Below are 12486 nucleotides of genomic sequence, written 5' to 3'. Positions count from 1 at the left end.
AAATATCTCATGAAAGGACTTTTGAGCATTATTTTTTTTATTACTATGGGATCAAGTATTATTAATCCCTTGGTAGGGCCTTTGATTTTTTCCGCGCAAGGTTTTTTGCCGGATGCAGAAACAAGTCAAAAAATACATGCCTATAGTTTAATCATGGGATTTTATGCTTTGGGGATGGTAATTGGGAACCCAATTTGGGGTATTATTGCTGATAAAACCCAAGGAAAGAAAGCTTTAATTTGGGCCTTGATAGGGACTCTCCTAAGTTACTTGCTTAGCATTGGTAGTATTGTTTTTACCTTCTTTAGTTTGTTTGTATTAAGTCGTTTTCTGGACGGCTTAATGGCCGGCCGACGAGTTATCGCTATTTCTATGTTGCTCGGTAAGGTTGAAGATAAAATAAAATCCTTTCAATTATCAGAAATGGCAAATGCTGCCGGACTTTTTTTAGGCCCACTTTGCAGTGGTTTCTTAATTACTTTTTTTAATGAAAAAACGTCTTTTTATGGTTATTCCCTGCCATTTATAGTTATGTTTATGGCGATTGTCATTAATTTAGGCTGGGTAGGCTTTTTTCTTGATAATACTAAAAGAACAGTAAAAACAGTTGTAAAAAAAATAGATACATCGAGAGGAACCTTTTTAATTTACGGACGTTTTTTTATTTTTCAATTCGCGTGGTATCTTTATTTTCTGGCAATAACGCCTTATGTAATTACTCATTGGCAATTTAATTCGTTGGCTGTAGGTATTTTTTTCTCAGCTATGGTTATTTTGTATTTTCTTTTTTTGTCTTTGCTTCTTTTATTAAAAAGCGTTATCCGACAGGAACTTTTGGCAGCAGGATCACTGTATCTTCTTATACTTACAATGTCCTTCTTAAGTTATTTTCATTATAACTTTTATCTTTTTTTAATGGGTAATGTGTTGATAGCCTTCGGTGTGGCATGTAGCTTACCTGTGTTTATGGCAAAAATACTAACTCAGAAGCAGGAAGATGAGCATAGTACTGCAATTGGTATTCAAAATGGTTTAATAGGGCTGGCATGGTTACTCGCCACCTTGGTCTTAAGCTTTTTTTCCTTTGTCCCTTTAAATTTATTTTTCTTATTCGCTGCAGTTAGCCTATCTCTTCTGCCAATTTTATCCTGGTATACAAAGAGATAATCCAATAACTTTATAAAACTATCTATAATTTTATAAAGTTAAGCTTTTATTATTACTGCGGAATTAGAAAAGGGATTTTAATATGGCCAAAAGAGTTAGTAAACCAGTTGTTATCATAACAGGTGCAGCTGGAAAAATTGGGATGGCTCTAACTCGCGCCTTACGAAACACTTACAAAGTTATCGGATTCGATATAGATAATTGCGAAATTCCTTGTGATATTACTTCAGCTAACTCCGTCGCTTTAGCATTTAAATTATTTAAGGAAAAATACGGTAGTAAAATTACAGCAGTAATTCATCTTGCGGCTTATTTTGATTTTACAGGCAATGAATCCCCATTATATAAATCTGTTAATGTGGATGGGACAAAAAAACTACTAGTAGCATTGCAAGATTTCGACGTAGAGCGATTTATCTATTCCAGTACTATTTTAGTTCATAAGCCATGCCCTCTTGGAGAAACCATTCATGAGGATTATCCACTTAAACCCAAATGGGCATATCCAAAATCCAAAGCTAAAGCTGAGGAAACAATTGCAAGTTATCATGGAAAAGTCCCCTATCTTATCCTGCGCTTGGCTGGGCTATATGATGATGTTACCTGTGTGCCAACACTTGCTAATCAAATAGCACGAGTCTACGAACGTGATATGAAAAGTCATTTATACGCTGGCAATGTCAAGGCAGGGCAATCGTTTATTCATCAGAAGGATCTTATAAAGGTATTTAAAAAAGCACTTTTGTACCGTAATAAATTAGCTGAAGAAGAAATAATCATTGCAGGTGAACCAAAAACCATCAGTTATGAAAAATTACAACACCAGATAACTCAATTAATTCATAGCGAAAAATCAACTTTATACACCGTTCCGTCTCCAATTGCCAAGGCTGGAGCCTGGGTCGAACAACATGCAGAACCGCTAATCCCCGATGATTTTGATCAAGGAGAAAAACCTTTTATTCGCTCTTTCATGGTTGATCTTGCCTCGGATCACTATGCATTAGATGTCTCAAAAGCAAAAAAAATACTTCATTGGGAGCCTAAGCATACAATTGAGGAAACTCTACCTAAAATAATTGAAGCGCTTAAGGCTGATCCTGAAAATTGGTATGAAAAAAATGGGATAATCAAGCCTGATTGGATGGTTGCAGCTAAGGAAAGTCCCGAGAAAATTCGTCTGCTTTATGAGTCTAACTTTCGCAAGCAGCATCAACAAAATCTATGGGCTCATTTTTTAAATATTGCTTTTGGTTTTTGGCTTATAACTTCCCCAGTAACTTTGGGGTACTTGTCTTATCCCCTTATGCTAAGTGATATCCTTAGTGGGACTGTCCTTATTTTTCTGGCATTCCTAAGCTTATCCTGGCGTTTAGCGCCGGCCCGTTGGGGATGTGCGGTAGTAGGCTTGTGGCTATTATTTGCTCCTCTTATTTTTTGGGCTCCAACTGCGGCCGCTTATTTAAATGATACGCTTATTGGTTCACTTGTTATTGGTTTCTCCGTCCTTGTTCGACCTGACATAGGCGTAGCACCCAATGCTCTTGAGGGACCAAGCATTCCACCTGGGTGGGAGTATTCGCCTTCTAGCTGGATTCAACGACTGCCCATTATCATCTTGGCATTCATTGGTTTTTATATTTCACGCTATATGGCTGCCTATCAATTAGGCCATATTGAGCATGTGTGGGACCCTTTTTTTATTGGTTATTTACCAGATGCAAAAAATGGCACAGAAGAAATAATAACGTCTTATGTATCCAAAGCCTTTCCCGTTCCTGATGCAGGGCTTGGAGCGGCAGTTTACATTTTAGAGATACTAACGGGTATCATTGGTGGTTCAAATCGCTGGCGGACAATGCCATGGTTGGTGCTGTTGTTTGGAATTATGATTGTACCTCTTGGTGTTGTATCTATTGCCTTTATAATAATTCAACCAATTCTTTTAAATACATGGTGTACTTTATGTCTGATAGCCGCCGTTGCCATGCTAATTCAAGTGCCATACTCATTTGATGAATTAATAGCCACAAGTGTTTTTCTTTGGCGAAGATGGAAAGCTGGCAGACCAATATTACGGATTTTATTTGTTGGTGATAGCGATAATATAACTAAAGCCACAAAAGAGGAAGAAACGTATCCCTTTGAACAATCACCGCGAATAATTCTAAGAGATATGTTGAGTGGTGGTATTACACTACCTTGGAATCTAATGTTTTGCTTACTCATTGGCTTATGGTTAATGTTTACTCGTATTACTTTAGGCACGGAAGGTTCGATGGCTAATGCTGATCATCTGATAGGCTCTCTTATAGTTACCATCACTATAACTGCATTGGCTGAAACGGTTCGTGTGTTACGTCTCCTGAATTTGTTTTTTGCCTTGGCTTTAATAATCACTCCTTTTATTTATGAGGCAACAACTTTGGCAACTATTATGAGTATAATTTGTGGGGGGGGGCTATTTATTCTATCACTTCCTCGCGGGACCATTCGCTCATCTTATGGTGCTTGGGACAAAATCATTCTTTAATTCATGTAACTATTTAAAAATAAATACTATTTTTTACAGAATGGGAATTGCAAATAACTCTTAATTCCAATAAATTAAAAATTTGAAATGTGTTTCATCACTTAGGTGTCATTTAAGTTTTATTTTTTTGCAGGTTCTTCGCTGCTTTTTTTATGCTTTTTTACTTTCTCACAAATATCCTTCGTATGTTTTGTTTCGGACGAAATATCACAAATATTTTTAACCTCTGTGACCTCAGGGTGATCCTTTTGCTTGTCATTGTGTTTCATAGAAACTCCCTAAATGCATTTTATTTAACATATAGTAAAGTTATAGCCATTTGGCCACATTAGATTTTCTTAGTAACCGCTATTTCGATAGTTGTGTTAGATAACTGCCGGTTATAAGATAAAATTAAGACAGGAATTTGAAAGATAATCTAAAAAAAGAAGTGGCCATGAACGCTCTCTATAAACAACTAATTCGATCCTCAGTTTTAGGGATGCTTGTTATGCTCGCGCTTCTTTTTGTTCCCGCAGGTACTTTAAACTACTGGCAAGGCTGGGTTTATATGGCTGTTTTTATGATTGTATGCGCCCTATACAGCGTCTATCTGGCAAAACATGATCCGGCTCTTCTCAAGCGTCGGACTGAAGCAGGCATATCCTATGAAAAGGAGCCTGCTCAGAAAATCATCATCTTTTTTCTTTTTGTTATGTGTATTGTACTAGTAGTTCTGCCGCCGCTTGATGTACGTTTCGGTTGGTCGTTAGTACCATGGTATGTCTCACTTATAGGGAATGCGCTCGTCGCTTTCTCATTCTATATTTTTTATCTTGTTTCGAAAGTAAATACTTATGCTGCCGCCAATATTCGGGTTGAAGAAGGACAAAAAGTAATTACGACTGGCTTATACAGCTTCGTGCGTCACCCGATGTACTTTGGTGCCATCTTTCTTTTGATCGGTACGCCACTTGCGCTTGGATCATGGTGGGCATTGCTTTTGGCTCCCATTTTCCTGGTAATCCTGGTAGCCCGCATCCTAAATGAGGAAAAAATACTCGCTCGAGATTTGCCCGGCTATACGGAGTATCAGAAACAAGTCACAACTCGGCTTATACCTTTTATTTGGTAATTAATCAGGAACTCCTAAGTTGAAATTTCTAACGAGAATTTGTAAAACACATGGCCTCCGATAGTGCAAACCGGTTTTTTAGAAATAACCGGTAACACTTAAAACAGTTACAAATTGCTCTAAGGAATTTATACTGCCCTCTAGCTTGCGCAAACTAATAAGTTGCATCATTCCTAAACTCATCAATGTTCACGTCACTACGGTCTTCAAAATCACCATAATTCCTTTTTCGTAGGCTTAGCAAATCCGCCAAAATGGTTGGTGCGGCAGTATTCAGCAAATCCAAAAGACAATTCTGAATCTTCGTTTTGTCGTTTTTTAGTACATAGAAGACTGATTAATTCTTTCCCTGATTTGGCTGAGTAGAGAGGCTAATCAAGGCAGCTGCTGCATTATTTTTATCGCGATTAGCGGAAAGAGTACTCTCTGGCTCTATTTGTGCCCACAGAGGAGTATGGTAATGAATGATGTTTGTTATGTTATGTTCTAAGCGAAAAATAATAAAAATCATCTTTATGATTAAAAATTAATCAGGATTATAGGAAGGATTGAGGTCTATGCATGGGTGAATTACACAATATCATCAGGTTAAGAGACTCGCCCTTAAATTAGGGTGAAAATTTTTTTAACTCTGGAGATTGAGCGGCAAAAGAGAAGTACATAAACTAGTCAGCCATTAAGATTGAATGGAAACATTCAACCTTAATGGAGGTAGAATCAGATAGTTTACCAAATTATACAACGGTTTTTATTGACCATAGGACTATTTTCATGGATAGCAAATGCTTGCTGAAATTGCGGCATATTGGCCAAAGTACCATTAACACGGTAAATCATAGGTGGATGAGGATCAGTTGTTACTAAATGTCGCGCTTTCTCCGGACGAATATTACTAGCCCATACATGAGCAGAACCTAAAAAGAATTGCTGTTCAGGAGTGAAGCCTGCAATTGTTTTTGCATTTTTATAATCTTTTGAAGCTTGAAATGCTTTAAAGGCTAACGTCAGTCCACCCAAATCAGCCGTTGCTTCACCAACAACGAGATTGCCTTGAACCGCTAAGTCACCATTTACCTTGTACTGAGAAAATTGCCTAGCAATACAATTTGTCGCAGCCTGGAATTTTTTCAAATCCTCAGGCGTCCACCAATTTTTTAAATTACCATGACCATCAAATAAGGCCCCTTTATCATCAAAACCATGAGTAATTTCATGACCAATAATGAAGCCAATAGCGCCATAATTAATGGCAGCGGGGGCTGTAGGATCAAAGAACGGTGGCTGAAGAATACCGGCTGGCAGATTAATATTATTCATCGAGGGATCATAATAAGCATTAATCGTTTGTGGAGTCATTGCCCATTCTGTTTTATCAACAGGTTTGCCAATTTTATCCAAGTCACGTTTGACTAAAAATTCATTAGCCCGGATTACATTAAGCACATAAGGCCCACGATCAATAATCAAACTGGAGTAATCCCACCATTTCTCAGGGTAACCTACACGCTCTTCCATTAGATCTAGTTTTTTTAGTGCTGCTTTACGTGTTTCTGGAGTCATCCAGTTTAAGGTTTGCAAATCTTCGCGCAAAACAGTACGGATATTCTGCAAGATTTCTAGTACTTGTTGTTTGGAAGTAGACGAAAAATATTTTTCAACATACATTTTACCAATGGCAAAGCCCAGCGCACCATTTTCGGTATTCACCACACGCTTCCAGCGTGGCAATAGTTTTTCAGCGCCACCAATTGCCGCAGTCATGCGGAAATCTTCGTCCACAAACGGTTGTGATAAGTAAGAAGCATAGGAATCGATCAGTCGCCAACGCAGATAAACCTTCCAATCTTCTAAAGAAACAGTCTTAAGTTGCTCATTTGCTTTCTTAAAAAAATCGGGTGTTGCCAAATTAATGGATTTAAGATTAGTTTGCCCTATGGCTTTTAGATAGCGTGGCCAGGAAAAATTGGGTGTTGTGGCTTCTAATTGTTTGCTATCCATGATGTGATAAATTGCGTAGGGATCACGTAATTCTGTCTGTGATAGGGACGCCTTCGCCAAAGTCGTTTCAATTGCCATTACAGTTTTGGCTTCTTTAGTAGCTTGATCAGGAGAATCACCCAATAACTCAAACATTTTCGCTAAATGTTTAAGATAAGCGGCACGAATTTTGGCAAATTTTCCATCCTCTTTTAAGTAATAATCCCTGTCGGGTAAGCCTAACCCCCCCTGTATGGCAGCACCTATCATTTCCTGACTGTTTTTAAAGTCTTGCATACTGCCAAAACCAAAAAGAGCATCAACACCTATCATTTGTAAATGAGCAATTACATCCTGTAGATCATTTAAATTGCTGATGCCTTCAATTCGAGCGAATTCAGATTGTAAAGGCACTGCCCCCACTTTGTTGATTAATGCTTCATCCATCCCGCTGAAGTAAAAATCGCCTACCTTTTGTTCAATGCTGCCTGGTTTGGCATTTTTATTATTAGCTGCGGTAATAAGCATTTGATGGATTACATCCTGAAGCTTATCCTGCAAAACGTAAAAAGTACCCCAACTTTCATATTCAGGAGGAATAGGATTCTGTTTTTGCCAGGTGCCATTCGCATAGGCAAAAAAATTTTCACTTGGATTAATCTTCTTATCAAGCCAGTCTATATGCAGGGCTGCCGCGTTTACATTCGATGCCGAAGTGGCTAGAAAAGGAACCCATAAACCGAGTAATGCAGTAAAAATTTTTCGTAGACGCATAAACTATCTCCTTTCAGGGGCAAGGTCATATTAATCTAAGTTGATTATAAGCTGTAATAGTTTGATTAATTTTGTCATTCTCACACATGGTAATCCTTTCTGTAAAAAGTCTGTCGTACCTGCCGGATAGATTTCCGCCTGCGCAGAAATGACTAAAAAGTATAATTTTGCCCTGTCCTTAATATTTATTCTAGTATGCAAATTTAGTTAAAATTGCTCAAGTTCGCTAACAACATTTAACCATTCCTCCTCAGCATCCATAAGTTCTTTTTGCAAGTTTTTTTGCTGATTGAGTAACATTTGTAAATTGTGTCGTTGGCCGTCTTCGTAAAGGGATAAATCAGTTAATTTAACCTCAACTTGTGATAAGCGTTCATGAAATTGCTCAACCATTTGTTCTAATTTTTTCATGCGATTTTGTAACGATTTTTTTTCGCGATATTGATTGCCATTATCTAAGTCTGAGGCGGTTTCTTTACCAGATTCTCTGGTTTGTAGCCATTGATGATAATCATCCAGGTCACCTTTAAAACTCTGCACTTGTTTTTGATAGACGAGATAAAAATCATTTACCGTGGTGCGTAATAAATGACGATCATGAGAAATTAAGATCAAGGCACCTTCATAACTTTGCAAGGCAATTTCTATTGCAGCGCGCATACCTAAATCGAGATGGTTTGTCGGTTCATCAAGAAGTAACAAATTTGGCTTCAACCAAACAAGTTTTGCTAAAGCTAGTCTTGCTTTTTCACCGCCCGAAAAATGATGAATAGGCTTCATTGCCATGTCACCAATAAAATTAAAACCACCTAAATAATCACGGATAGTTTGTTCTCTTGCATCCGGGGATAAGGCTTGAATAGTCGCAACAGGGCTTAAATTATTATCTAACTCATCCAATTGGTGTTGCGCATAATAGCCAATCTGTAAGTGAGGGGAGCGATGAATCGTGCCTGATATAGGAGGAAGAGAACCTGTCAGCGTTTTAATAAGTGTTGATTTTCCTTCGCCATTTGGTCCAAGCAACGCAATGCGATCGCCGGGATTAAGAACTAAGTTAATCTTTTTCAATATTGCCGTATTGCTATCATAGCCAGCCACGACATGTTCACAATAAATTAAGGGATTACCTGCGCGTGGACATGGATAAAAATTAAAAGAAAAAGGAGAATCAATCTGGGCCTGAGCAACAATATCCATTTTGGCAATTGCATTAAGTCGACTTTGTGCCTGCTTGGCTTTTGAAGCTTTGGCACGAAAGCGATTAACATAATCCATCATATGACTAATTTTTTGCTGTTGTTTCTCATAAGTCATTTGTTGCAAAGCAAGTTGCTGTGCTCTTGTTTGCTCAAAGCGGCTATAATCGCCGCTGTACAAATTCATTGTTTGTTGTTCAATATGCAGAATATGCGTGACAAATGCATCTAAAAATTCCCGATCGTGAGAAATAAGTAGAATACTACTTGGGCATTGCTTCAACCATTTTTCAAGCCAGAAAATGGCTTCCATATCAAGGTGGTTGGTTGGCTCATCCAGTAACAATAAATCGGCAGGTTTCATCAGGCAACGCGCGAGACTTAATCTCATGCGCCAGCCCCCAGAAAAACTATTCACTGCTCTTTTTTGTTCTTCTGCTTTAAATCCAAGGCCTGCCATGATAGATGCCGCTTTGGCTGGTTTGCTATATCCTGCTGTTTGCGTTAGAAGTTCATGGCAAAGAAGAACCTCAGCATGATCTTCCTTCTTTTCAGCAGAAGCCAAACGCTTTTGCAAGTCTAAATAGTCAGAATCTCCTGCAAGCACAAAATCAAGTGCGGGCTCATCGCTATCAGGCAATTGCTGGGATAGGTGACTAATCCGCAATTGGGGATTGATAAGACAATCACCTGTATCGGTTTGTAAATCTCCCAAAATCAGGGCAAATAAACTTGATTTACCACAGCCGTTATGACCGACTAGACCAATTTTCTGCTTTTCATGCAAGGTTACACTTGCATTTTCCAAAAGGATTTTATTGCCACGAGAAAGAGTAATTTGACGCAAAGTTAACATGACACTAACAACAAATAATCAAAATGATAGTATAGTATCATGATAGTAGGGCGAAGTATCCAGAAGATCCTTCGCGGTATTCGGAATAGTGAAGGCTTTACAGTAGCTAACTTATTTCCACATTACATTACATTGCTGTTTGCTTGCTGCTTTGAGCATATTAATTAATGGTAGGGCTCGATGAGCTAAACTGACTTCTGGTTCATCATCGTCGCTGTTTCGTATTTTTTGCGCGGGATGCTGCTGCGATTTCTCTTGTTCAATACCGCCTTGTAAACGTGACAAGGCTTGCGGCACCTCTTCTGCAACAATAGCACCAGGAACAGTGCCACTATGTCCCATAAGTTTTAATAAATGTTGGGCTATATGGCCAAACATGACAATGTTTTCATAGGCATCGCTGTAGAAAGTAACTAACATTTCATTTCCTTATCTTAGTAACACTCATAAAATGATTACACTTAGATATCATACTTCAATAGAAATGAGTATATAATAGGGCAGTTAGTTGTAAGGTGAGAAATGAAAAAGCAAGATTTTTACTTCGATTTACCGCAAGAGTTAATTGCGCAATATCCTCTTCCCAATCGTAGCGATTCCAGGCTATTAGTTTACAATCGTCAAAACGGTACTCATATTCATCACCAGTTTAAGGGGGTGGCTCAATTTCTGGAAGCTGGTGATTTATTAGTTATGAACAATAGTAAGGTAATTCCAGCACGTCTATACGGGAGAAAGGAAAGTGGTGGCAAGGTCGAGCTTTTGGTTGAGCGCTTGCTGGATGAAAATTCATTTTTAGCCCACATTAAAGCCAGTAAAGCTCCTAAGGCAGGGAGTATCATTAATCTTGATAAGAATTGGTCTATTGAAGTTATTGTTAAACAAGATGATTTATATCATTGCCGAGCTTTGGGCAATGTTGAAATCATGCTCAATGACATAGGACATATTCCTCTGCCGCTTTACATCACGCGTCCTGATGAATTAATGGATTTAGACCGCTATCAAACAGTCTATGCCTTGCATAGCGGATCTGTGGCAGCTCCGACGGCTGGTTTGCATTTTGATGAAAGTATTTTGCAAGAAGTAAAGGCAAAAGGGGTTAATCTTGCCTATTCAACCTTACATATTGGTGCAGGTACTTTTCGACCTGTTCGCTGTGAGGATATAAAAGACCACAAAATGCATAAAGAGCAATTTATTATTAGTGAAGAATTGGCTCATGCAGTCAATAGCACACGTGCGGCAGGCAAGCGGGTTATCGCTGTAGGAACCACCGCCTTACGAAGTTTGGAAAGTGCTGCTCATGAGGGTATTTTACAACCCTGTCAACGCGACACGGATATTTTTATTTACCCCGGTTACCAATTTCAAATCTGTGATGGCTTAATTACCAATTTTCATTTGCCAGAATCCACGTTATTGATGTTGGTTGCGGCCTTTATTGGGCATGAACAAGCAATGACACTTTATAAAGAAGCCATTGCCGAAAAATATCGCTTTTTTAGCTATGGCGATGCTAGTTTATTGTTGTAGCGAGAGGAATCTAAAATGAATAACAAACCAGCTCCTGCGCCAATTTATACGCCAATGCTAACGACAGAAGCAGGGAGTTGTTTGACACTTGCAAATTGGCAAGAAACAGGAACTACGACCGTTTCTTATCAGCTGGAAAGTTTGCTTTTAAAACCTGGCTTTTCTCTCCTTAAGGAGCTTAAGACCTTAAAGTCCTATGTCGGTTGGCAGAATAAGATTGTGTTGAATGCGTCGCTACCTCCAAATAAGCAAGGCATTTATTCGATACGTTCGCCCTATGATGGTAGCGTACTACGGATTGCACAAGAAGAGATTTGTTCTTTAATTAATCAATTGCAGCCTGATATGGTTATTTTGCCTGCAGATATTGATTTAGCATTATCGACCACCCTATTTTCATTGATGAATACCTTTATTGTGCCTAACGAGAAGTCAAGTGCTTCAGGGCAAAATTATGGTTGGTATTTGTCTTATGAATTGTCATCCTCATTTGAATCTTTGCAAAAAAAAATTGAGACATATCAGGATAAACCTATTTATTTGAGCGGTAATTTTGACTTGTCTCAATGGTCTGTCCTGACCAAATATAATTCTTTATATGTTGAATCGGATTTACCAGCTCAGAATGCCATGTTAGGGAAGGTATATAGCGAGGGAAAAATAATTGATTTGCATAATGATGCAATGACTCATCAGCAAATAGTCATTGATAAAAATTGTAGTTGTCCTGTTTGCCAACAAATGTTTACGCGTGCTTATTTTCATCATCTCATTAGCCAAACGCCATTATTGTGTCAGCGTTTTCTTATTCAACATAATGTCTATTATTATCAAAATTATGGCCAGTTCCTTTAAGCTTGATGAAATACTTGGGACATTTCATTTACGAGCGAGGGAAATCTAGATATGATGTCACGCACCTTGCTCTGCCCCTTTAAGTAGTGCAATGACTTAACAGCGAATTTGAGGAGAAATGGTATGAGTTTTTTTATAAGTGATGCGATGGCTGCAGCCCCTACTCAAGCAGCACAAGCTGATGGAACTTTTTCGCTGATCATGATTGTCGCCATTTTTGTGTTGTTTTATTTTATGTTAATAAGACCACAAAACAAACGGGCGAAAGAACATCGCGAACTGATTAGTAATCTAAAGAAAGGTGATGAAATAGTTACTTCTGGCGGTATGTTAGGGAAGGTTGTTAATCTAGATGAACAATATATTAAAGTAGCTCTTTCTGAAACAGTTGAAATTAACATCCAAAGAAGTGCAGTAAGCGCTGTTTTGCCTAAAGGCACGATTAAATCCCTTTAAGTTGGGCTTGGGACACGAT

General features: G+C 38.4%; 10 protein-coding genes. 6 read left to right on the top strand and 4 right to left on the bottom strand.

All coding sequences use genetic code 11. The annotated features are described in order from the left end of the window. Positions 1-9 precede the first annotated feature (9 nt). Positions 10-1167, top strand: a complete 1158-nt coding sequence (locus PXX05_RS08965; protein ID WP_275087888.1) for an MFS transporter — start codon at positions 10-12, stop codon at positions 1165-1167. 82 nt (positions 1168-1249) lie between these two features. Beyond that, positions 1250-3700, top strand: a complete 2451-nt coding sequence (locus PXX05_RS08960) for a vitamin K epoxide reductase family protein (RefSeq protein WP_275087887.1) — start codon at positions 1250-1252, stop codon at positions 3698-3700. Between the two features lie 119 nt (positions 3701-3819). Here PXX05_RS08960 and PXX05_RS08955 read toward each other — a convergent pair whose 3' ends face one another. Further along, positions 3820-3969, bottom strand: a complete 150-nt coding sequence (locus PXX05_RS08955) for a hypothetical protein (RefSeq protein ID WP_275087886.1) — start codon at positions 3967-3969, stop codon at positions 3820-3822. 167 nt (positions 3970-4136) lie between these two features. Here PXX05_RS08955 and PXX05_RS08950 point away from each other — a divergent pair, with 167 nt between their 5' ends. Continuing rightward, a complete protein-coding gene (locus PXX05_RS08950) occupies positions 4137-4814 on the top strand; it encodes a methyltransferase family protein (protein WP_275087885.1) in 678 nt (225 codons plus the stop codon). A 726-nt stretch (positions 4815-5540) separates the two neighbouring features. Here PXX05_RS08950 and PXX05_RS08945 read toward each other — a convergent pair. The 3 genes from PXX05_RS08945 to PXX05_RS08935 form a co-directional block, all read right to left on the bottom strand. Continuing rightward, positions 5541-7565, bottom strand: coding sequence for a M13 family metallopeptidase (locus tag PXX05_RS08945; protein WP_275087884.1), 2025 nt, complete (start codon positions 7563-7565; stop codon positions 5541-5543). A 207-nt stretch (positions 7566-7772) separates the two neighbouring features. Further along, entirely contained in the window at positions 7773-9620 is a 1848-nt protein-coding gene (locus tag PXX05_RS08940) for an ATP-binding cassette domain-containing protein (protein WP_275087883.1), read from the bottom strand. 111 nt (positions 9621-9731) lie between these two features. Continuing rightward, entirely contained in the window at positions 9732-10040 is a 309-nt protein-coding gene (locus tag PXX05_RS08935) for a DUF1840 domain-containing protein (RefSeq protein ID WP_275087882.1), read from the bottom strand. A gap of 102 nt (positions 10041-10142) precedes the next feature. Between PXX05_RS08935 and queA the strand changes: the two genes are divergently transcribed. The 3 genes from queA to yajC all read left to right on the top strand — a co-directional run bounded on the left by queA (position 10143) and on the right by yajC (position 12467). Continuing rightward, positions 10143-11156: a tRNA preQ1(34) S-adenosylmethionine ribosyltransferase-isomerase QueA gene (gene queA / locus PXX05_RS08930; RefSeq protein ID WP_275087881.1), complete on the top strand. Its 1014-nt coding sequence runs from the start codon at positions 10143-10145 to the stop codon at positions 11154-11156. A gap of 15 nt (positions 11157-11171) precedes the next feature. Continuing rightward, positions 11172-12011 (top strand): tRNA guanosine transglycosylase family protein, encoded by an 840-nt coding sequence (locus tag PXX05_RS08925; RefSeq protein ID WP_275087880.1) that lies wholly within the window; start codon positions 11172-11174, stop codon positions 12009-12011. Between the two features lie 123 nt (positions 12012-12134). Further along, a complete protein-coding gene (yajC, locus tag PXX05_RS08920; RefSeq protein WP_275087879.1) occupies positions 12135-12467 on the top strand; it encodes a preprotein translocase subunit YajC in 333 nt (110 codons plus the stop codon). Positions 12468-12486: the final 19 nt, after the last annotated feature.

This window comes from Legionella cardiaca, assembly GCF_029026145.1.
Classification (GTDB): Bacteria; Pseudomonadota; Gammaproteobacteria; order Legionellales; family Legionellaceae; genus Tatlockia; species Tatlockia cardiaca.
Note: the sequence above shows the minus strand (reverse complement) of the source record. Positions and strands in the feature narration are given on the sequence as shown.